Here is a 20,781-nt window from a genome sequence, read left to right as displayed (position 1 = left end):
TCTACGTCCTGATCGTGGCGAGCAGTGCCCCGTCGGCGCCGGCCGCGTGGACCGGAACCCCCGGGCCGCCGAGATCGGCCACGACCGCCACGTCGATGTCGTCGACACCGGCGGTCGTGACCACCGCCGCGGCCTCGAGCCCGCGGGCGCCGCTCGACGCCGCCATCGCCACGGCCACCTGTAACGCCGACAACGACAACGAGGTCAGTGCGACGTCCGCGCCCGCGTACGTGCGGCCGTCGGCGTCACGCACGGCCGCCCCCTCGACGCCACTGCCCCGCGCACGGGCCGACCGCGCGAGGGTGATGATCTTGGAATCCTCGGGATCGAGGCCCGGCTGGTCGCTCACGCGTGCTCCTCGTGCGGGTGGGTGTCCTCGATTCTGACGATTCGGCTGGCCCGAATGGTTCCGATCCGGTTGCGCCGACCTTCGGGTTCCTCGGCGATCAGGTGCAACCCGGCGACGTCGACCTCCGCGCCCGGGATCGGGACCCGGCCCAACTGCTTGGCCATCAGCCCGCCGACGGTGTCGACGTCGTCGTCGGACAGCTCGATCCCGAAGAGGTCGCCGAGGTCGTCGATGTGCAGCCGGGAGCTCACCCGCACGGCGCCGTTCTCGAGCTCCTGCACGTCGGCCTCGTCGGTGTCGTACTCGTCGGTGATCTCGCCGACGATCTCCTCGAGGATGTCCTCGATGGTCACCAGCCCCGCCGTCCCGCCGTACTCGTCGACGACGACGGCGACGTGGGTGCGCTGCGCCTGCATCTCGCGCAGCAGGTCGTCCGCGGGCTTGGAGTCCGGGACGAAGAACGCCGGCCGGGTGACCGTGCCCACCCGCTCGACCGACTCGGCGTCGCGGTTGTCGTACAGCCGCCGCGCGACGTCCTTGAGGTAGACGACGCCGACGATGTCGTCGAGCCCACCCGGCCCGACCGCCGGGATGCGGCTGAAGCCGCTGCGCAACGCCAGCGACTGGAACTGGCGCAGGGTCTTGCCGGACTCGATGAACACCACGTCGGTGCGCGGCACCATGACCTCGCGGACGACGGTGTCGCCGAGCTCGAACACCGAGTGGATCATCTCGCGCTCACCGGACTCGATGATCCGCCCGGCCTCGGCGAGGTCGACCATCTCGCGCAGCTCCGCCTCGGTGGCGAACGGCCCCTCGCGGAACCCCTTACCCGGCGTGAGCGCGTTGCCCAGCAGGATCAGCAGCCGTGCGACCGGCCCCAGCACGCGGGTGAGGCTCAGCAGCGGACCGGCGAACGCGAGCGCGACGCCGTCGGCGTGCTGGCGGCCGATGGTCCGCGGAGCGACACCGACCACGACGTAGGACACCACCAGCATCACCCCGGCGGCGACCAGCAGCGTCAGCCACCAGGGCTCGAAGTACTCCTCGCACGCCACGGCCACGAGCACGACCGCGCAGATCTCGGCGGCCATGCGCAGCAGCAGCGCGGTGTTCAGCGCCGGCACCGGGTCGGCGGCCACGCGTTGCAGCGCCGCCGACCCGCGGCGTTCCTCACGGGCCAGCTCCTCCGCCCGTGCCCGGGAGTATGCCGACAGTGCCGCCTCGGCCATCGCGATCAGGCCCGCGAGCACCACCAGCACGGCCGCCGAACCGAGCAGCCAGGCCGTGGCTGACGCGAACATCAGCTTCTGCCCTGCCAGGCGTCTCGCCAGTCGCTGAGCAGTTGCTTCTGCAAGCCGAACATCGTTTTCTCCTCCTCCGGCTCGGCGTGATCGTAGCCGAGCAGGTGAAGAATGCCGTGCGTGGTCAGCAGGTGGAGCTCGTCCTCGGTGCTGTGCCCCGCCGCCCGCGCCTGGGTGGCCGCGACCTGCGGGCACAGCACGACGTCGCCGAGCAGGCCCGGGACCGGGTCCTCGTCGTCGGGGGTCGGGCGAAGCTCGTCCATGGGGAACGACAGCACGTCGGTCGGCCCCGGCTCGTCCATCCACTGCACGTGCAGCTGTTCCATGGCACCCGTGTCGACCAGCATCACCGCCAGCTCCGCGGCCGGATGGATGCGCTGCTGGTCGAGCACGAACCGGGCGAGGTCCGACAGCGCCTTCTCGTCGACCTCGACGTCGGACTCGTTGTTGACCTCGATGGTCACGGACGTCTCCCCGGTACGCGCGGACGGCCGCTGCCGTGTCCTGACTCCTGCTGCTCGGCGTCGTAACGCGAGTAGGCGTCGACGATCTCGCTGACCAGCCGGTGCCGGACCACGTCCTGGCTGGACAACCGGCAGAAGGCGACGTCGTCGATGCCGTCCAGGATGTTCTCGACCACGCGCAGGCCGCTGGCCGTGCCCGAGGGTAGGTCGATCTGCGTCACGTCGCCGGTGACCACCATCTTCGAGCCGAACCCGAGGCGGGTCAGGAACATCTTCATCTGCTCGCCCGAGGTGTTCTGCGCCTCGTCGAGGATGACGAACGCGTCGTTCAGCGTACGCCCGCGCATGTACGCCAGCGGCGCGACCTCGATGGTTCCCTCGGTCATCAGCCGCGGGATGGACGCAGGGTCCATCATGTCGTGCAGCGCGTCGTAGAGCGGCCGCAGATACGGGTCGATCTTCTCGGACAACGTGCCCGGGAGGTACCCGAGCCGCTCCCCCGCCTCGATGGCCGGGCGGGTCAGCAGGATGCGGCTGATCTGCTTGTCCTGCAACGCCCGGACCGCCTTGGCGACCGCCAGGTACGTCTTGCCGGTGCCCGCCGGACCGATGCTGAACACCACGGTGTGCTGGTCGATGGCGTCGACGTACTGCTTCTGGTTCAGCGTCTTGGGACGGATGGTCCGTCCCCGGTTCGACAGGATGTTCGCGGTGAGGACCTCGGCCGGACGCTCCTCCGTGCGTGCGCGCAACATCGCGACGGTGCGTTCCACGGCCTCCGGGCTGAGCCCCTGGCCCGTACGCAGAACCGCGACCATCTCGTCCAGAACCTGCTCCGCCTCGGCGATGTCGTCGGGCGCGCCGGTCATGGTGATCTGATTGCCGCGGACGTGAATATCGACGTCGTCGAAGGACCGTTCGACGACCCGGATCAATTCGTCCCCCGAGCCGAGCAGGGTGACCATGGGGATGCTCGTCGGGACGACGATCGTGTTCTGGGCCTGATCGGTGGCCTGTTCTGTCTTCGCCATGGGACGGCCCACGTAGGGCCTGCTCACGCCGCCTTCCGGTATCGACCGATGATTTGATTTGCCATGTTACCCGCGCGCGCCGGGGCTGGTCGCGTCGATTGTGCGTCGTTGATCGCGGCGCGCCGCCGGTGACGGAACGGGGCGAGCTGGTTCCGGGCTTCCTGCCGCGGGTCGGTTGCTCTTCCAGGTACATCTGAGCGTCGGATAGACAACTGAGCGCCGGATGGACGGGCTTTTCGAGCTCGGTCCGGCGCTCAGTTGTCTATCCGACGCTGTGTTGTATGTCGTGAAGCTCGACGTGCTCGGGCTGGAGCCGCCACGCGTCGCCGCGACGCCACCGAGCGCCGAGTTTTCCACAACCCCAGCATCTGATCTGGTGCCGTGGCACTGCTCGATGCAAGGTGCGACCCATGCCCGCCCGGCCGCGAACCCTCCCCTCGGACGTCACCGAACTGCTCGCCCGCCACCGTGGCGTGCTGACCACCTCGGTGGCCCTCGCCGCCGGCATACACGAAGGTCGGTTGCGACGGCTGCGGGACGCGGGCTTGCTGACCCGAGTCGCGCCCCGGTGCTACGTCTCGACCGTCAACCTCGGCGCCGCATCCCCGTGGGAGCGCCATCGTCTCCACGCAGCGGCATTCGTCCTGTCCCGCGATCAACCGGTGTTCCTCACCGGATGGTCCGCCGTCGTCACCTTCGATCTCCCGACCGTCGGGTCGCCGCCCCGCCTGCCCCAAGCGTTGAGATCAGCCGCCTTCCGAGCGTCCACCCAGGCCACACAGTTCGGGATCATCCGCGCCGTCTGCATTCCCGCCGGCCAGGCACGGCGCCTCGGCGACGTGAGCGTGATGAGCAGGCAGTGGGCCGTAGCCGACGTGGCACGGTCGAGCCCGATCCCGGACGCGCTGGTGGTCGCCGACGCCGCCGCGCAGTCGGGGGCAGACCTGCACGAGGCCGTGCGGCACATGGCCGGCTGGCCCGGTGTGCACCGGGCGCGATGGGTCGCCGAGCATGCCGACGCACTGGCGGAGTCGCCGCTCGAGACCCTCGGCCGGTTCACGTGCATCCAATTCGACCTGCCTATGCCGGTCTCCAACGCCTGGGTCGGCGCCGACCGGCCGGAGTTTCGTGTCGACGGCCTGTGGCCCTACCACTGGGTGGCCAGCGAGGCCGACGGCGCGATCAAGTACGACAACCGGTCGGACGCGTCCCGGATCGTCGCCCGCCAGACCGAACGGGAATGGCGCCTACGCAGGCTCGGACTCGACATCGGCCGCTACGACTGGGACCTCGCCAGCCGCGACCGGCCCGAACTCGCCCGACGGTTCGCTGCCCTGCTGCGGGACAACCCGGCTCGCCAACAGCCCGTGCGCTGGTGGAAACACCACCCGGACGCCGGACCGATCGAACCGCAGCCGCACGACTGGCCCTCCCCGTGGCCCGTTTCCTTCGTGCTTCCCGCCGGATGGAACACCTGACCACTGAACGCGCAGGGCATCGCGCGGCGCCAGGTCAGCCGGGCGGCCAGGTCATCGCGCGGCCGCCGAGGACGTGCCCGTGGACGTGGAACACCGACTGGCCGGCCTCCGCGCCGGTGTTGAACACCAGCCGGAAGGCGTCGATGCCCTCGTCGGCGGCGACCGCGCCGGCCTCGTTGACCAGCTCGGTCAGCGTGTCCGGAGCAACCTCGGCCAGCGTGGGCACGTCGGCGTGATGCTCCTTCGGGATCACCAGCACATGCGTCGGCGCCTGCGGCGACACGTCACGGAAGGCCACCGTCCGCTCGGAGCGGCGGACGACGGTCGCCGGTATCTCGCCGGCAACGATCTTGCAGAAGAGGCAGTCGGGATCTTGGTTCACACCACCACACCGTACCCTCTGGTGCCATGGCGAGACGGAATCGCGAGCCCGATCCCGACGAGGTGGCCGCCTATAACGAGGCGGTCCGTGAGCAGGAGGAGTACGAGGAGACCGTCCGCCGGCGTAAGCGCAACAAGCGCATCGTCATCGGGACCCTGTGCACCCTGCTGGTCCTGGCGCTGGCCGCCGCGGGGGTGACGACCTGGTTCGTCGGCCGGGTCTCGTCGAACATCGAGCGGATCCCGGGAGCGTTCGACATCCCGGACGAGCAGCGCCCTCCGGCTGCCGGTGGCGACGCCGTCACGTTCCTGCTCGGTGGCCTCGACGGACCCGACGAGGTGGACGTGTACGAACCGGGCGCGGCCCGCACCGACACCATCATGCTGGCGCACTTCCCGGACGGCCGCGACCACGGCTATCTGGTGTCGATCCCCCGGGACACGTACGTCGAGGTGCCGGGGCACGGCGAGAACAAGATCAACGCCGCGTACTCGCTGGGCGGGCCCAGCCTGTTCGTCCGGACCGTCGAGCAGCTCACCGACATCCGGGTCGATCATCTGGCGTTGATCGACTGGAACGGCTTCGAGCAGCTGACGGACGAGCTCGGCGGCGTCACGCTGACGTTCGACGAGCCGACGGTGCTGGCCGACGACACCACGCTGCCGCCGGGCCGGCACACCCTCGACGGCGAGCAGGCCCTGCAGTACGTGCGTGAACGCAAGGACCTACCGGCCGGCGACTTCGACCGCGTCAAACGCCAGCAGAACTACCTGCGCGGGCTCATGCACGAGCTGCTCTCTGCCGGCACGTTCACCGACTTCGGCACGATGAACGGGCTGACCGAGGCCGTCGGCCAGGCGGCGCGCGTGGACGAGGACCTCGGCGCGTTCGACATGGCCCGCCTCGGCATGTCGATGCGCAACCTCCGCGCCGAGGACATGACCTTCCTGACCGTGCCCACCGACGGCACCGGCTGGGCGGGCGAGCAGAGCATCGTCGTGTACGACGCCGCGCGCGCCGACGTGCTGTGGCAGGCGCTGAAGGCCGACGACATGGACTCCTACCTCGCCGACAACCCCGACCTCGTCACCGGCCAACAGGTCAACTGACCGCTCCGGAATGATCACGTCCCGCATGGAATTCCATGCGTCACCACCCGTACGGGCCTCGTGACGCGTGCACTCGCCTGGTGACGGCCCTCCCGTCGACGTCACCGGCCGGAGCAGCGCAGCCAGGCGCCGGCCCAGTCGCCGTGATCCTGGGCGATACCGTCACCGCCGTCGTCGACCACGAGCTCCAGGCGATCCACGCCGGTGACGTCGAGGTCCACCCAGCGAGCGTCGTCCGACTGCGTCAGCACCGGCGACGCGAAGATCTCCGCTCCGTCGGCCAGCACCCGGAACCGCACGCTGCCGCCGGCGATCTCGTCGTCGACCCCGATGTCGGTCTGGAACCGGCTGCACCGCCCGGCGAGGTCGAGGCCGATGCGCGACGGGGCGTGCGCACCGACGCCCTTGCCGTACTCGCGGCCGTTGATGGACATCCGCGCGCCGTCGCCGGGCTGGTCCTCACCGTTGCTGGTGTCGCGCTCGGCCGGGCCCCAGCCGTTGGTCTCGTCCGTCCACTCCCAGTCGGAGACGTGCCTGCCGCCGGACACCACGTCGACACGACCGCTGCCGACCGTCGTCCCGCCGTGGCCGACGGTCACGTCGACGGTCGTCCATCCGGTGTCGCCGTCCGGGAACAGCTCCACCGTCGCCTCGGCGCTCTCGCCCGCGGGGACGGTGACCTGCCGGGAAGGTGTATCGGCACGCCAGAAGCCGAGGCCGCTCACCTCGACGTCGACGACCTGCTCGCGGTCCGAGACGTTGGCGACGGGCACGGTGACGGTCACCGGCGCGGACGCGTCCGGGGAGCTGGCCGGCGACGCGGCCGGAGGCGCGGTGAGCTCGACCGGCGGCCGCACCGTCAACGCCGTGGTGAAGCGGCCCTCCACGTCGGCGCCCTCACCGGCGGTCACGGTGCCCGGCAGGTAGAGGAAGGATCCCGCGTCGTCGTGCACGGTGACCTCGACGGTCCATTCGGCCTTCGCGCCGGGGGGCAGTGCTTCACGGTGCGGACGGTCGACGACCTTCGCGTCCCAGCCGGCCTGCTCGGGCAGGTCCAGCCGCGGCGACGGCACCGGCCGCGCCCCCGTGACGGTGGCGGAGACCGTCAGCTCGACCGTGTCACCGGCGGCCACGGACCGGTCCGACACCGACGCGCGCACGTCCAGCCCGTTGCCGCCTTCGAGACGCCGCACGATCCGGTCCCGGCCGAGCAGCATCGACGTCCACGCCTCCGGTGTGTTCTGCGCCCGCGGGTCGACGGCGCCGACGACCGAGCGGAACAGCTCGTCGTCGCGCCCGAACCGTTCGGTGTACATCCGCAGCAGCTCGGCGTCGTCCTGCCCGTCGGTGAAGGACTCCCAGCGGATGGACGAGACCGGCCCGTCCTCGCCCGGGTAGACGATGTACTCGTCGCCCTGCCCGTAGCGGAAGCTCGGGTCGCTGTACACGTCGGCGGGCCAGGAGTTGTACGTCCAGCGCAGGTACCCGTCCAGATTCCGCTGCGCCACGACCCAGCCGAGCACCCGCGCCGACATCGGCGGCGAGGCCGTCACGGTGTTCGGACGGACCGGGTTGAAGTAGGTGTAGAACAGCGTGGGCTTGCCGGCCGCGCGACGCTCGGCGATGTCCTGGTCCGGCACGCTGTCGAGGAACGAGTAGTTGTAGCTGACGTAGTCGGCGTAGTCCTGCACGTCCAGGCTGTTCGCCGCGATCGCGATCTTGCCCATCCACTGCGGCGCCTCGGACTCGACAACGTCGAACACGGTCGCCATCTCGTTCGCCGGACGTTCGTCGAAGCCCAGCGACGCGTCGTCGAACCAGCCCCGCTCGATCAGGTGCGCGGCGAACGCGCGCAGGAACTGCCCCCAGCCTTCGCGGTAGCGGGCGTCGCCGAGATCGACCTCCTCGACGACCTCCTCGCCGGTGCGGGTGTCGGTGTAGACGAAGCGCTCACGGTGGTCGAACTGCAGCATCGCGAACGCGTGGATGCGATCACCGATTCCCGCGGCACGTGACTCGCGCACGTAGCGGTCGAACACCGAGAAGTCGAAGGAGAACCGCTCGCCGTCCCAGCGCCACTCGACCGTGGAGTTGTAGTGGTTGTACGTCTGCGGGCGCCACTCGCCCTGGTGGGTGACCATCCACGGGTCCTGGGTGATGGCGGCGTTGACGACACGCTGGCCGTGGTCGGCGAGGTCACGCAGGTACGGACGCAGCGCCGCCCAGTGCTGCTCGCTCCACAGCTCCACGCCGGTCCGGTCGGCGACGGCGTCCGGGTGCGGCCACAGGTCGAGCATGAACGGACGCTCGTCGACCGGGTCGAACCGGACGTCCGGCACGTCGACGCGCATCGTCCACCTGCCGATCTCGCCGTCGTCACTGCTCACCCGGACCTCGGTGGTGTAGGTGCCCGGAGTGGTGTCCGCCGGGAGGTCGACGGTGATCCACGCCGGCTGGTTGTCGCCCGCCGCGACGTCGACGGCGCCGGTCTCGCGCAGTGGGTCGGCGACGACGCCGCCACCGTCGAACGGGATGTAGCGCGGGTAACGCACCTGCACCGCGTCCTCGCTCAACGGGGTGGCGCCCGGCGCTTGCAGCCGGCCGACCTGGACCGTCAGGTCGCTGAGCTCGGCTTGCGCGTGCACCGCCAGCTGCGCCGATGCGCGTCCGCCGGGCAGCGCCTGCGCCCAGAGCACGTCGTCGCCGCCGAGCGGCGCCCCCGGTCCGGAGTCCCGGTCGACCCGGACCATCGAGGAGCCGGCGAACGACCCGCTGGGCACCCACACGGACGCGGCCGCCTGCTCGCCCTGCACGGGTGATGACGTGGCCGGCGCCGACAACGACAACCCGGCGGCGACGCACGAAGCGGTCACCACCAGGCCCACCACTGAGTTCCAGCCACGTCGCACCATTGCTCACTCCTGACTGATCGATATTTTGATCAGTCAGGTTCATGCACACGCCGGAGCCTGTCAAGATCTTGCCCGCAGCACGGACCCGTTTCGGGCACACGCGTGCACGAAACACTGACTCCCACCCGGCCGATCACCTACGGTGGCTCGGCGCCGGTAAACCCGGCCACCGGGCTGAGCGTCTGTAGGGGTATGTGGTGGAAGAGCAGAGGGAGTCCGGCGCCGACGCGGCGGTCACCGAACTGTACGCGGCGCACTACGTCCACCTGGTCCGACTGTCGGCGTTGCTCCAGGGCGACCACGCCGTCGCCGAGGAGGTCGTCCAGGACGCGTTCGTGGCGCTGCACCGGCGCTGGCGCACGCTGCGCGACACCGACCGCGCCGTCGGCTACCTGCGGCGGTCCGTCGTGCACGGCAGCCGGTCGGTTCAACGCCGCCGTGGTGTCGCGGCCCGGCATCCCGAGGACCCACCGCCGAACGCACCGAGCGCCGAACAGCAGGCAGTCGTCGGCGCCGCCGGCAACGCCGTCGTCGAGGCGCTGCGCGAGTTGCCCGCGCGGCAACGCGAGGCCCTCGTACTGCGCTATTACGGCGGCCTCGTCGAGGCCGAGATCGCAACGGCGATGAAGATCAGTAGGGGCGCCGTCAAGAGCCACATCTCACGCGGTATGGCCGGGTTGCGCGCGGCCCTGGCCGCATGGTCGTAGGGGGAAGACGTGAACACGCCAGATGAACCGAACGAACTCTCCGCCGAGGAACGGCGGTTGCGCGACGCCCTGACCGCCGCGGCGGGCCAGGTCACGCCCGGACCCGACGGCCTCGCCCGGATCCGCCGGCGCACTGCGGCAGGAACGCCGTGGTGGCGCAGCCCGGTCGCGATCGGGCTGTTGGGTGCGAGCGTCCTGGCCGTCGCGGTCATCGGCGGCGGCGTCGCACTGCTCGGTGACGACGACGGCGACGCTCCCGTCGTCACGGCCGACTCGTCGTCCGAGCCCGCCGCGGACGACGAGTCGACCGGCGGCGAGCCGTCGCCGTCCGGGGCCGGGGAGTCCGCATCCGGATCGCCGCACACGTCGCCGTCCGGCGAACCGACCGGCGACGGCACCGCGGAGAACATCACCGTGCCCGTCTACTACGGGGTCACGCTGGAGGTTCCCGAGGGGTTCGACTCGCTCCGGCTCGCCCGCGAGTTCCGTACCGTCGCGACGTCCGCGTCGCCCGTGCTCGCCGCCCTGCGGCAGATGGCCGACGGCGAGGCGCTCGACCCCGACTATCGCGACTTCGGCTTCTGGCAGGGCGACATCCGCTCCGTCGACGTGACCGACAGCGAGATCACCGTCGACGTGGCCCGGCTGCCCTCGGTCGAGGCCGTCGGCTCCACCCCGTCCCGGCAGGAGCTCGCGGTGCAGGAGCTCGTGTACACCGCCACCGCGGCCGCGTCGATGCACGACCTGGGCGGCTCGCAGCCGGTGCGGATCACCGTCGACGGCGACGCTGCCGGTGACTACGGCGGCGTGGACCTCTCCGAGCCGGTGCCGCGCGCGGACCCGTTGCAGATGCGCCAGCTGGTGCAGATCGACGACCCGACCCACGGCGCGACGGTCGACAGCCCGGTGACCGTCCGGGGCTCGGCGGCGGCGTTCGAGGCGACGCTGCGATGGGAGATCCGTCGCGACGGCCAGGTGGTCGAGGAGGGCACGACGATGGCCGAGGAGTGCTGCACCATGTCCCCGTTCCGGTTCGACGTCGAACTCGAGCCCGGGACGTACGAGGTCTTCGTCAGCGAGGTCGACGTCTCCGGCGGCGAAGGCCGTCCGCCGATGAGCGACACCAAGACCTTCACCGTCGACTGACCCGGAAATGATCACGTCCCGCATGGAATTCCATGCGGGACCACCCCTACACGCCTCGTGACGCGGCGACAATCCTGGTGATGGCCGGCGGGGCTCAACCGGATGTCGCCAGGACGCGGACGCGTGCCGGGCCCACCGTCGCCGTCCGCTTCGTCAGGCCCAGCGACGCGACGCCGCGAGCAGTACCCCGGCGGCGACGGTGCCTGCTGTCGACGTCCGCAGGACCGTCGGCCCCAGACGCACCGGTGTCGCGCCGGCTTCCTCCAGCTCCGCGAGCTCGTCCGGCGTGACGCCGCCTTCCGGGCCCACCACGACGACGACGTCGCCGTCGTCCGGCGGCTCGACCGTACGAAGTGGGCGCCCGGCCTCTTCGTGCAGTACCAGCGCGAGCGTGGCGCCGGCGACCCGGGTGACGAGGCCTGCGGTCGTCACCGCGTCACTCACCTGCGGCAACCACGGCCGCCGGGCCTGCTTCGCGGCCTCGCGCGCGGTCGAACGCCAGCGCCGCAGCGCCTTCTCGCCGCGCTCGCCCTTCCAGCGCACCATGCACCGCGCCGCCGACCACGGCACGATCTCGTCCACGCCGACCTCGGTCATCGTCTCGACGGCGGTCTCGCCGCGGTCGCCCTTCGGGATGGCCTGCGCGACGACGATCCGCGGCTGCGGCTGCGCCACCTCGATGCGTTCGTCGACGTCGCAGGTGATGCCGTTGCGGTCGGCGGCGACGACGGTGCACCGGACCAGCTGCCCGGCGCCGTCCGTCAGCTCGACGTTCTCGCCGGCGGCGATACGACGGACAACGGCAGCGTGCCGGCCCTCGTCACCGTCGACCCGGACGCGTTCCGACGAACGCAGCGCCTCCGGGTCGGCGAGGAAGACCGGTGCGCTCATCGGTGACGTCCCATCACTAGGCGTTCACCCGCATCACCAGGCCTGTAAGGGTGGTGACGCATGGAATTCCATGGTGAACGTGGTCATTCCCGCCGCAGCACAGCGTCAGTTGAGGCCGTCCTTGAAGGCGTCCCGGATGCGGGAGAAGAAGCTGCCGTGCTGGGCCTCCGTCGACGGCCCCGGCACCGACTCCTCGTCGCGCAGCGACGCCAGCTCACGCAGCAGTTCCTCCTGGCGCGCGTCGAGCTTCGTCGGCGTCTGCACCTCGAGGTGGACGACGAGGTCGCCGCGGCCGGTGCCGCGCAGCTTCGGCACACCCCGGGCGTTCAGCCGGATCTCCTCGCCGTGCTGTGCGCCGGCGCGTACCTCGATGGTCGCCGGACCGTCGAAGGTCTCGAGCTCGACGCTCGTGCCCAGCGCGGCCGCCGTCATCGGCAGCGGCAGGGTGCAGTGCAGGTGATCGCCGTCGCGCCGGAAGACCGGGTGCGGCGTGACGGCCAGCTCGATGTACAGGTCGCCGGCGGGGCCACCGCCGGGTCCGACCTCGCCCTGCCCGGCGAGCTGGATGCGCGTGCCGCTGTCGACGCCGGCGGGCACCTTGATGGTCAGCTTGCGGCGGGTACGCACCCGGCCGTCGCCGGAACACTCGACGCACGGGTTCGGGTTGACGGTGCCGAAGCCCTGGCACTGCGGGCACGGCCGGGTCGTCATGACCTGGCCGAGGAACGACCGCTGCACCTGGCTGACCTCACCCTGGCCGCGGCAGGTCGGACAGGTCGACAGCTGCGCGCCGGCGGCGGTACCGGAACCGCTGCACACGGTGCACGCGACGGCGGTGTCGACCTGCAGTTCCTTGGTCGCGCCGAAGATCGCCTCGGACATCTCGATCTTCAGCGGGACCAGCGCGTCCTGGCCGCGGCGCACCCGGCTCCGTGGTCCGCGGGTGGCGCTGCCGCCGAAGAACGCGTCCATGATGTCGTTGAAGGAGAACGCGCCGCCGAAGTTGCCGCCGGCCCCGCCGCCGCTGGACGTCGGGTCGCCGCCGAGGTCGTACATCTCGCGCTTCTGCGGGTCGGTGAGCACCTCGTACGCCGTCACGACCTCCTTGAACCGCTCCTGGGTCTCGGGGTCGGGATTGACGTCCGGGTGCAGCTGGCGCGCCAGTTTGCGGTACGCCTTCTTGATGTCGTCGTTCGAGGCGTCCTTCGACACGCCGAGAACGTCGTAGTAGTCCGTGGTGGGCACCTGCGTGATCTCCAACCGATTTCTAGCCTGCGTGGCCTAACGTGCCGCGAGAATCCTGCTGACGTACCGGGCAACAGCACCGACGGCCGCGATCGTTCCCGGATAGTCCATCCGGGTGGGCCCCACGACCCCCATGCTCGCCAGTGCCTCTTCGTCCGGTCCGTAGCCGGTGGCGACGATGGACGTGGTCGACAGGCCCGAGAGCGCGTTCTCGTGACCGATGCGCACCCGCAACGTCGACGGGCTGGTCGCCTCGCCGAGCAGCCGCAACAGGACGACGTGCTCTTCCAGCGCCGACAGCAGCGGCTCGAGTTCCTGGTCGAACTCCTGCCCGTACCGGGCGAGGTTTCCGGTGCCCGCCACCGCGAGCCGCTCTTCGTGCCGCTCGACCAGCGACTCGAGCAGAGCCGCCGTGACCGCCGTGACCAACGGCCGGTCCTCGGGGTCGAACTGCTCGGTGAGCTCACTGACCCGCGCCTCGACGGCGGTGAAGTCCTGCCCGGCCACCCGCGCGTTGATCCGCGCCCGAAGGTCGCCGAGCAGGTACTCGTCCACCTCGGTCGGCAGCTCGACGACGCGCTGCTCGACGCGGCCGGTGTCGGTGATCAGCACGACGAGCACCCGCGCCGCGCCCAGCGCCACGAGCTCGACGTGACGGACCGTCGACCGGGTCAGCGACGGGTACTGGACGACGGCGGCCTGGCTGGTCAGCTGTGCCAGCAACCGGACCGTCCGGGAGACGACGTCGTCGACGTCCACGGCCCCGTCGAGGAACGTCTGGATCGCCCGGCGCTCCGCCGCCGACAGCGGCTTGACGGTGGAGAGCCGGTCGACGAACAGGCGGTACCCCTTGTCGGTGGGCACCCGGCCGGCACTCGTGTGCGGCTGGGCGATGTAGCCCTCCTCCTCGAGGGTGGCCATGTCGTTGCGAATCGTCGCCGGTGACACTCCCAGGTGGTGCCGATCGGCGAGCACCTTCGACCCGACCGGCTCCTGCGTGGCGACGTAGTCCTCGACGATCGCCCGCAGCACATCGAGCTTGCGGTCATCGATGGACACCCGGGTACACCTCCCGTCGGGAATCACTGGCACTCGACCGTTCAAAGTGCCAAGTCTACGTGCTCAGCTGCCTGGCTCGCTCGGCCGCCGAGTGGCGGCACGGACGACCTGAGCGGATGTGGCGCAGGTCACCACCAGGTGCGGAAATTTCCGGGGACTCCCTTTCCGTTTGAGTGGGTGTGCTGGCAACCGGGGAGAACCTCCCCGGTTGCCGTGTGCTCGATCCGGAGAGGAATCCGACCACCATGACCGCCACCGCGGAACAGACCCGGCCACGCCTTCGCGTCGACGCCACGCGCAATCGCGAACGCATCATCGCCACTGCCCGCGACGCATTCGTCGAACAGGGCCCGGACGTGCCGCTGGACACCGTCGCGCAACGCGCCGGGGTCGGCAACGCGACGCTGTACCGGCACTTCGTCGATCGCGCCGAGCTGATCCACCAGGTGACGATCGATTCGATGGCACGGGTCACTGCCGCGGCCGAGACCGCCCTCGCCGAGGAGCCGGACGCCTTCGACGCGCTCCAGCGGTTCGTCCACCACGCCGCGGACGAACGGGTCGGGGCGCTGTGCTCGCTGCTCGGCACCGGCTTCGACAAGACGGCCCCCGACGTCGTCGAGGCACGCACCCGTCTCGACGGAGCGATCAACCGCGTGCTCGAAGCCGCGCACCGCAGCGGCCGGCTGCGGCCCGACGTCGGCTTCGGCGACCTGATGCTGGCGATCACCCAGCTCACGCGGCCGGTGCCCGGCACCGCATGTGTCGACATCGACCGCTACGTCCACCGGCACCTTCAACTCTTTCTCGACGGGCTCCGTACGCCCGCCCGGTCCACGCTGACCGGATCCGCCGCGAACATCGAAGACCTCGAACACCGCGAGGCCTGACCATCCCGATCCCCGTCCGAACCCGTCTATCCGCACCAGAAGCCGATTGGTTGGACCCCGCTCATGTCTGAAACCCTTCAGCCCGATCCACGGCGCTGGAAAGCACTCGCGTTCATCGCGGTGGCGCAACTGATGGTCGTGCTGGACGCGACCATCGTCAACATCGCCCTCCCGTCCGCTCAGCAAGCCCTCGACATATCCAACGGCAACCGGCAGTGGGTCATCACCGCCTACGCCCTGGCCTTCGGCGGCCTGCTCCTGCTCGGCGGGCGCGTCGCCGACATGTGGGGCCGCAAGCGGACGTTCCTCACCGGCCTCGTCGGGTTCGCCGGCGCTTCGGCCATCGGCGGCGCGGCCACCGGAGGCGCCATGATGTTCGCTTCACGCGGACTTCAGGGCGTCTTCGGCGCCCTGCTCGCGCCGGCCGCGCTCTCGCTGCTGTCCGTCATGTTCACCGACGGCAAGGAGCGGGCCAAGGCGTTCGGCATCTTCGGCGCCATCGCCGGCGGCGGTGCCGCCGTCGGCCTGATCCTCGGCGGCCTGCTCACCGAGTACCTCGACTGGCGCTGGGTCTTCTTCGTGAACATCCCGATCGCCGCCGTCGCGTTCGTCGGCGCGATGACGCAGGTCACGGACCCCGCCGGCCGGAACCGCTCTCCGCTGGACATCCCGGGCACACTGCTCGGCACACTCGGGCTCGTCTCGCTGGTCTACGGCTTCACCCGCGCGGAGTCGGAGGGCTGGTCCGAAGGCGGAACCATCGCCATGTTCGTGCTGACAGTCGCGCTGCTGGGCAGCTTCGTGCTGGTCGAGCAGCGGGTCAAGGCTCCGCTGCTGCCGCTGCGCGTGGTGCTCGACCGCAACCGCGGCGGCGTCTACCTGGCCCTCGGGCTCGCCGTCATCGCGATGTTCGGGCTGTTCCTGTTCCTGACGTACTACATGCAGGAGGTGCGCGGCTACAGCCCGATCCGGACCGGGCTGGCGTTCCTGCCGATGGTGGTCGGCATGGTCACGGGGTCGACGCAGATCGGCGCCCGGCTGATGACCCGCGTCCCGCCGCGCTACATCATGACGCCGGGCCTGCTGCTCGCAGCCGGCGGCATGCTGCTGCTCGCGCAGATGGAGGTCGACAGCTCCTACGTCGGCCTGCTCATGCCGGCTATGATCATGCTCGGCCTCGGACTGGGCTCGACGTTCATGCCCGCGATGAGCCTCGCGACGTACGGCGTCGAGCCGCGGGACGCCGGCATCGCCTCGGCCATGATCAACACCTCGCAGCAGGTGGGCGGCGCCATCGGTACCGCGCTGCTCAACACGATCGCCGCCAGCGCCACCTCGTCCTACATCGCGGCGAACATCGCCGGCGCCGAGTCGCCGGTGCTGGTGCAGCACGCGGGCATGGTCGAGGGTTACAGCACCGCGCTGTGGTGGGCCGTCGGCATCCTGACCGTGGCGGCCGCCGTCGCCGGGACCTTGGTCAACGCCGAGCCACAGCGCGCCGAGGCGGTCGCCGAAGACGACGAGGGCGAGGCCGCGCCCGTCATGGCGCACTGACCCGCCGGCCCGCCCGACGTCCTCGGGCGGGCCGGACGAGCGTGTCGGCAGTGACACGTCACCGCGATCGACGACGGTGACGTGTCGCTGCCGGTTCCCGCGTCCGGGACCGAGTAGCGTCACGGTCCGTGAGCAGCTCTTCCGACCGTTACGGCCGTGACGTCCTGACCAGCTCGCCGCACCCGAAGCGCCGGGCCAGCGTCGAGCAGCCGGCCGAGACCGGCCTCGTCGTCGAGGACGTGCAGTCCGGCTTCTGCGGGGCCGTCGTCGAGTGCGACAAACACGGCGTGACGCTCGAGGACCGGCACGGGAAACTGCGTAGTTTCCCGCTCGGACCGGGATTCTGGATCGACGGCGCACCGGTCACGCTGGTCCGGCCGACCGCCGCGTCCGCTCCGACGGCACCCGCCCGCAGCGCATCGGGATCGGTCACCGTGCTGAACCATCGCGCCCGCACCGCCCGCGAGAGCCGCATCTACGTCGAGGGCAAGCACGACGCCGAGCTCGTCGAGAAGGTGTGGGGTCACGACCTGCGGGTCGAGGGCGTCGTGGTGGAAGAGCTCGGCGGCGCGGACGACCTCGCCGCGATCGTCGACGAGTTCGCACCGGGACCGCAGCGGCGCCTCGGCGTGATGCTCGACCACCTCGTCGCGGGCTCGAAGGAGACCCGTCTCGCGCAGCAGGTCACCGGCGGTCCGTCCGGCGAGCACGTCCTGGTACTCGGGCACCCCTACGTCGACGTCTGGCAGGCCGTGCGTCCGTCGGTCCTCGGACTGCGCGAGTGGCCGGACGTGCCCAAGGGTGTGCCGTGGAAGGAGGGCGTCCTCGAGCGCATCGGCTGGGCCGAGGAGCCGCCGGCCGCCTGGCAGCGCATCCTGGCGTCGGTGCGGTCGTACACCGACCTGGAACCGTCGTTCCTGGGCCGCGTCGAAGAGCTGATCGACTTCGTCACCGCGCCGTCGTCCGCCTGATCGTCGCCGTCGCCGCGCTGCCGTTCGGCTGATCGCCGCAGTGCACCGGAAGCCGGCCGATCAGCCGAGCAGGTCGCGCACCACGGCGTCGGCCAGCAGCCGCCCCTGACGGGTGAGCACCAGCCGTCCGTGCGCGAACGCGTCGGCCGCGCCGAGTCCGCGCTCGACCGCGTGCTCGGCGGCACGGCGGCCGTCGTCGTCGAGCAGGCCCAGGTCCAGGCCGCCGGCGAGGCGCACCTCCAGCAGGACGCGCTCGGTGCGGCGGGTCGCCGCGTCCAGTATCTCTCGCGCGTAGGCGGGACTGGAACCGTCGGACAGCCGCCCGGCCCACGCCGCCGGATGCTTGACGTTCCACCAGCGGGTGCCGCCGACGTGGCTGTGCGCGCCGGGCCCGACGCCCCACCAGTCGGCGCCGGTCCAGTACAGCTCGTTGTGCCGGCACCGCGCGTCGGCCATCGTCGCCCAGTTCGACAGCTCGTACCAGTCGTAGCCCGCGGCTGCGAGCAGGTCGTCGGCCAGCAGGTACTTGTCCGCCTGATCGTCGTCGTCCGGCATCGGCAACTCACCGCGGGCCATCCGCGCGGCCAGCGCCGTGCCCTCCTCGACGATCAACGCGTAGGCGCTGACGTGGTCGGGAGCGGACTCCAGTGCCGTCTCGAGGCTGGCGCGCCAGTCGTCCAGGCTCTCGCCGGGCGTGCCGTAGATGAGGTCGAGGCTGACGTGCTCGAACCCGGCGGCGTACGCGTCGGCCGCGGCCCGGGCGGGACGTCCGGGGGTGTGCACGCGGTCGAGGGTGGACAGCACGTGTGGCCGGGCGCTCTGCATGCCGACGGACACCCGGGTGAAACCCGCCGCACGCAGCTCGTCGAGAGACGCCTTGCTGACGGACTCGGGGTTGGCCTCGGTCGTCACCTCGGCGTCGTGGGCCAGGCCGAACTCGCCGTCGACGACGTCCAGCACCCGGGCCAGCTCGGACGGCGGCAGCAGCGTCGGCGTGCCCCCGCCCACGAACACCGTCGACACCTCGACGTCAGCGGCGCCGAGCGCGCGTCGCGCCAGCCGCAGCTCGGCCGTCGCGCCGTCGGCCCAGGTGGACCGGGACGCGCCCGGGGCCGTTCCCAACTCGGTGGCGGTGTAGGTGTTGAAGTCGCAGTAGCCGCACCGGGTCGTGCAGAACGGGACGTGCAGGTAGATGCCGAAGGGGCGGTCGCCGACGCCGTTCAGCGCCGACGCCGGCAGCGTTCCGTCGACCGGCGCGGGCGCGCCGTCGGGCAGCGTGGAGGGCACACGTCCATTGTCCCCCGGGCGAGGGCTGTGGCCATCACCAGGCGATTGCACGCGTCACCAGGCATGCAGGGGTGGTGACGCATGGAATTCCATCCATGCGTCAACAACGTGGATCATTCACGACCCGGAGGTCAGGGGGTGTACATGCTGTCGAGGACGTTCATGTACTTCTTCTCGACGGCCTTGCGCTTGACCTTGAGGCTCGGCGTCAGGTCGCCGGATTCGACGGTGAGATCATGCGAGAGGATCTCGAAGTCCTTGACCGTCTCCCAGCGTTCCAGCCGCTGGTTGAGCTGGTCGACCGCGCCCTGGATCAGCTCGTGGACGGCCTCGGACCGGGTCAGCTCCTCGTAGGACAGGTGCCCCATCGAGTGCTGCTCGGCCCACTCGCTGATCGCCTCCGGGTCCAGCGTGATGAGCGCCGTGCAGTAGTTCCGCCCGTCGCCGTGGACGACGATCTGGCTGGTGTACGGGCTCACCGCCTTGAAGATGATCTCGATCTTCTGCGGCGCGACGTACTTGCCGCCGGACGTCTTGATCAGGTCCTTCTTCCGGTCGGTGACCCGGAGGTAGCCGTCGACGAGCTCACCCAGATCGCCGGTGTAGAACCAGCCGTCGTCGTCGAGCACCTCGGCGGTGAGGTCGGGACGCTGGTGGTAGCCCCGCATGACCGCCGGCCCGCGGACCAGGATCTCGCCGTCGTCGGCGATCTTCGCCTCGGTACCGGGCGCCGGCGGGCCGACGGTGCCGAAGCGGCAGTCGTGCGGCAGGTTGACGAACACCGCCGCGCTCGTCTCGGTCAGGCCGTAGCCCTCGAGGATGAGCATGCCCGCGGCGTGGAACCACTCGGCCACGTCGCGGGACAGCGCAGCCGCCCCGCTGACGAAGAACCGGATACGCCCGCCCATGCGTTCCTTGATCTTCGCGAACACGAGGCGGTCGGCCAGCGTGTACTGCACCGCCAGCAACCCGCCGGGCTCGCGCCCGGCCTGGCGCATCCGGGACACCCGGGCGCCCACGCCGAACGCCCAGTCGAAGATCTTCTTCTTCAGCCCGCCCTCGGCCTCGACGCCGGTGATGACCTTCGCCCGGACCTTCTCGAAGATGCGGGGCGCGCCGGCCATGAACGTCGGCTTCACCACGCCGAGGTTCTCGACGATGTGGTCGAGGTTGCCGTCGACGGCGGTGGCGAACCCGATGCGCAGCTGAATCGCCTCGAGCGTCTTGCCGAACGAGTGCGACAGCGGCAGCCACAGGTACTGCAGGTCGTCGATGGAGAGGATGCCGAAGGCGTCGACGGCGGCACCCTCGTAGACCCAGTTGTCGTTGACCAGCCGCACGCCCTTCGGACGCCCGGTGGTCCCCGAGGTGTAGATGAGCGTCGCCAGCGTCTCGGGCCCGACCACCTCGAGCGCGTCGTCCACCGCGGACGGCCGCTCGGCCAGCAGGTCGCGGCCCATCTGCTCGAGCCCCGCGAACGTCAGCACGAAGTCGTCGTCCTGGTCGACACCCGTGGCGTCGTCGAACACCACGACCTTCGTCAGCGCGCCGACCTCGGAACGGTGATCGATGATCTTCTGCGCCTGCTCGGCGTTCTCGGCGAACACGACCCGGGTCTCGGAGTCGCCCAGGATGTAGGAGACGTCCTCCGGCGTCGTCGACGGGTAGATCGTGGTGGTCGCCGCGCCGATGGAGTTGATGGCGAGGTCGGCCAGGATCCACTCGATCCGGGTGGACGACGCGATGGCCACCCGCTGCTCGTGTTCGATGCCCAGCGCGAGCAGACCGGCGCCGAGTGCCCACACCCGGTCCTTCGTCTGCGCCCAGGTCAGCGACGACCACGCGGAGCCGTCCGGGTAGCGGTAGGCCTCGCGGTCGGGCGTGGCGTCCACACGATCGGCGAACATCCGGCCGATCGACACCGGCCGGTCCGCGACCAGCTCGGCCTTGTCTGTCGTGCCGACGCTCATGATTCCTCCCCAATCACCGTCCGCGGCGGGCC

The 20,781-nt window shown here is 70.6% G+C and carries 18 protein-coding genes; 7 read left to right on the top strand and 11 right to left on the bottom strand.

What is annotated here, in order from left to right; translation table 11 throughout:
• Position 1: 1 nt before the first annotated feature.
• The 4 genes from CLV30_RS04255 to CLV30_RS04240 are packed head-to-tail and all read right to left on the bottom strand — an operon-like array spanning position 2 to position 3,148.
• A complete protein-coding gene (locus CLV30_RS04255) occupies positions 2-349 on the bottom strand; it encodes a cytidine/deoxycytidylate deaminase family protein (protein WP_106535924.1) in 348 nt (115 codons plus the stop codon).
• Positions 346-1,653: a hemolysin family protein gene (locus tag CLV30_RS04250; protein ID WP_106535923.1), complete on the bottom strand. Its 1,308-nt coding sequence runs from the start codon at positions 1,651-1,653 to the stop codon at positions 346-348. Before CLV30_RS04250 ends, CLV30_RS04255 begins: the two co-directional genes overlap by 4 nt.
• Positions 1,653-2,117 (bottom strand): rRNA maturation RNase YbeY, encoded by a 465-nt coding sequence (ybeY, locus tag CLV30_RS04245; RefSeq protein WP_106535922.1) that lies wholly within the window; start codon positions 2,115-2,117, stop codon positions 1,653-1,655. The genes CLV30_RS04250 and ybeY overlap by 1 nt, the downstream gene beginning before the upstream one ends.
• Positions 2,114-3,148: a PhoH family protein gene (locus CLV30_RS04240; RefSeq protein ID WP_106535921.1), complete on the bottom strand. Its 1,035-nt coding sequence runs from the start codon at positions 3,146-3,148 to the stop codon at positions 2,114-2,116. The genes ybeY and CLV30_RS04240 overlap by 4 nt, the downstream gene beginning before the upstream one ends.
• A gap of 410 nt (positions 3,149-3,558) precedes the next feature.
• On the opposite strand from CLV30_RS04240, the gene CLV30_RS04235 reads away from it, so the two are divergent.
• On the top strand, positions 3,559-4,626 hold the full coding sequence (locus CLV30_RS04235; RefSeq protein WP_106535920.1) for a type IV toxin-antitoxin system AbiEi family antitoxin domain-containing protein: 1,068 nt from the start codon (positions 3,559-3,561) through the stop codon (positions 4,624-4,626).
• A gap of 34 nt (positions 4,627-4,660) precedes the next feature.
• Here CLV30_RS04235 and CLV30_RS04230 read toward each other — a convergent pair whose 3' ends face one another.
• Positions 4,661-5,008 carry a histidine triad nucleotide-binding protein gene (locus CLV30_RS04230; RefSeq protein ID WP_106535919.1) on the bottom strand — a complete coding sequence of 116 codons (348 nt, stop codon included), beginning with the start codon at positions 5,006-5,008 and terminating at the stop codon, positions 4,661-4,663.
• Positions 5,009-5,034: 26 nt separating this feature from the next.
• On the opposite strand from CLV30_RS04230, the gene CLV30_RS04225 reads away from it, so the two are divergent.
• On the top strand, positions 5,035-6,117 hold the full coding sequence (locus CLV30_RS04225) for an LCP family protein (protein WP_106535918.1): 1,083 nt from the start codon (positions 5,035-5,037) through the stop codon (positions 6,115-6,117).
• A gap of 101 nt (positions 6,118-6,218) precedes the next feature.
• On the opposite strand, the gene CLV30_RS04220 is transcribed toward CLV30_RS04225, so the two are convergent.
• Positions 6,219-9,029, bottom strand: a complete 2,811-nt coding sequence (locus tag CLV30_RS04220; RefSeq protein WP_129710839.1) for a glycoside hydrolase domain-containing protein — start codon at positions 9,027-9,029, stop codon at positions 6,219-6,221.
• Between the two features lie 194 nt (positions 9,030-9,223).
• Here CLV30_RS04220 and CLV30_RS04215 point away from each other — a divergent pair, with 194 nt between their 5' ends.
• Positions 9,224-9,736: a SigE family RNA polymerase sigma factor gene (locus CLV30_RS04215; RefSeq protein WP_106535916.1), complete on the top strand. Its 513-nt coding sequence runs from the start codon at positions 9,224-9,226 to the stop codon at positions 9,734-9,736.
• Between the two features lie 9 nt (positions 9,737-9,745).
• A complete protein-coding gene (locus CLV30_RS04210; RefSeq protein ID WP_106535915.1) occupies positions 9,746-10,882 on the top strand; it encodes a Gmad2 immunoglobulin-like domain-containing protein in 1,137 nt (378 codons plus the stop codon).
• Between the two features lie 153 nt (positions 10,883-11,035).
• Here CLV30_RS04210 and CLV30_RS04205 read toward each other — a convergent pair whose 3' ends face one another.
• The 3 genes from CLV30_RS04205 to hrcA all read right to left on the bottom strand — a co-directional run bounded on the left by CLV30_RS04205 (position 11,036) and on the right by hrcA (position 14,071).
• The gene (locus CLV30_RS04205) at positions 11,036-11,773 is read right to left on the bottom strand and encodes a 16S rRNA (uracil(1498)-N(3))-methyltransferase (RefSeq protein ID WP_106535914.1); all 738 of its coding nucleotides are present in this window, start codon (positions 11,771-11,773) and stop codon (positions 11,036-11,038) included.
• A gap of 105 nt (positions 11,774-11,878) precedes the next feature.
• Positions 11,879-13,018: a molecular chaperone DnaJ gene (dnaJ, locus tag CLV30_RS04200; protein ID WP_106536072.1), complete on the bottom strand. Its 1,140-nt coding sequence runs from the start codon at positions 13,016-13,018 to the stop codon at positions 11,879-11,881.
• Between the two features lie 36 nt (positions 13,019-13,054).
• Positions 13,055-14,071 (bottom strand): heat-inducible transcriptional repressor HrcA, encoded by a 1,017-nt coding sequence (gene hrcA, locus CLV30_RS04195; protein WP_106536071.1) that lies wholly within the window; start codon positions 14,069-14,071, stop codon positions 13,055-13,057.
• A gap of 251 nt (positions 14,072-14,322) precedes the next feature.
• On the opposite strand from hrcA, the gene CLV30_RS04190 reads away from it, so the two are divergent.
• From CLV30_RS04190 to CLV30_RS04180, 3 genes are all read left to right on the top strand, one after another.
• On the top strand, positions 14,323-14,967 hold the full coding sequence (locus CLV30_RS04190) for a TetR/AcrR family transcriptional regulator (protein WP_106535913.1): 645 nt from the start codon (positions 14,323-14,325) through the stop codon (positions 14,965-14,967).
• A gap of 63 nt (positions 14,968-15,030) precedes the next feature.
• Positions 15,031-16,521 (top strand): MFS transporter, encoded by a 1,491-nt coding sequence (locus CLV30_RS04185; RefSeq protein ID WP_106535912.1) that lies wholly within the window; start codon positions 15,031-15,033, stop codon positions 16,519-16,521.
• Positions 16,522-16,649: 128 nt separating this feature from the next.
• Positions 16,650-17,492: a DUF3097 domain-containing protein gene (locus CLV30_RS04180; protein ID WP_106535911.1), complete on the top strand. Its 843-nt coding sequence runs from the start codon at positions 16,650-16,652 to the stop codon at positions 17,490-17,492.
• Between the two features lie 60 nt (positions 17,493-17,552).
• Here the strand turns inward: CLV30_RS04180 and hemW are convergent, their stop codons facing one another.
• The gene (gene hemW, locus CLV30_RS04175) at positions 17,553-18,779 is read right to left on the bottom strand and encodes a radical SAM family heme chaperone HemW (RefSeq protein ID WP_106535910.1); all 1,227 of its coding nucleotides are present in this window, start codon (positions 18,777-18,779) and stop codon (positions 17,553-17,555) included.
• A gap of 131 nt (positions 18,780-18,910) precedes the next feature.
• Complete coding sequence (locus CLV30_RS04170) at positions 18,911-20,749, bottom strand: AMP-dependent synthetase/ligase (protein WP_106535909.1); 1,839 nt, start codon at positions 20,747-20,749, stop codon at positions 18,911-18,913.
• Positions 20,750-20,781: the final 32 nt, after the last annotated feature.

It is taken from the genome of Haloactinopolyspora alba (assembly GCF_003014555.1).
Taxonomy (GTDB): domain Bacteria; phylum Actinomycetota; class Actinomycetes; order Jiangellales; family Jiangellaceae; genus Haloactinopolyspora; species Haloactinopolyspora alba.
The sequence above is the reverse complement of the archived record's forward strand: the minus strand, read 5'-3'. Positions and strand labels throughout refer to the sequence as shown.